The following is a 660-nucleotide window of genomic DNA, read 5'->3' as shown; positions in this document are numbered from 1 at the left end:
GCTTAACCTAGGAACAGTGGTCGGAATAGGGGGAAATAGAATGGCGCAATATGGGATTATCAGAATACAAAAATTCAAAAAAGAAGCAATTACAGGCATACAGAAACACAATCAAAGAGAAGGAAAAGAAAGCAAAAATAAAGACATCGATTCAGACAGAACGATCTTGAATTATGACTTAGTGTATGACTTAGTGAACGAGGAGAAAATTAAGTATCACGAAAAAATTAAAGAAATGACCGATGCACGAGTAAAGAGAAAAATTCGAGCCGATGCTGTCCTGATATCAGAGTTCTTTATTTCTGCGAGTCCAGAATATATGAATACGTTGTCTGATGGTCAACAGAAGGTTTATTTTCAAGAAGCCTATGAACATATTGCTGAGAAGTATGGAAGGTACAATATCTTATATGCGGCGGTACATTACGATGAATCGACACCTCATATGCATGTTGGAGTGGTTCCTATCACAGAGGACGGACGATTAGCTGCAAAGAGCTACTTTCACGGGAGAACGAAAATAAAAGCCATTCAGGACGATTTTCATACCCACATGAGTATGAAAGGCTTCAAGATTGAACGTGGCAAATCAAGTGAAGTAAAACATAAGAGTGTTCATGAGTTTAAGAAAGAAGAACGACAAAAAGAGCTAAATCAATT

The 660-nt window shown here is 37.4% G+C and carries 1 protein-coding gene; it reads left to right on the top strand.

Annotated features, from left to right (window positions below; translation table 11 throughout):
- Positions 1-40: 40 nt before the first annotated feature.
- Positions 41-660, top strand: a 620-nt coding sequence (gene mobV / locus AC5SEO_RS26905) for a MobV family relaxase (RefSeq protein ID WP_495364209.1), incomplete at its 3' end; no start/stop codon positions are given.

Source organism: Agrobacterium sp. K11, assembly GCF_059429395.1.
This window is presented reverse-complemented; position numbering and strand designations above follow the sequence as displayed.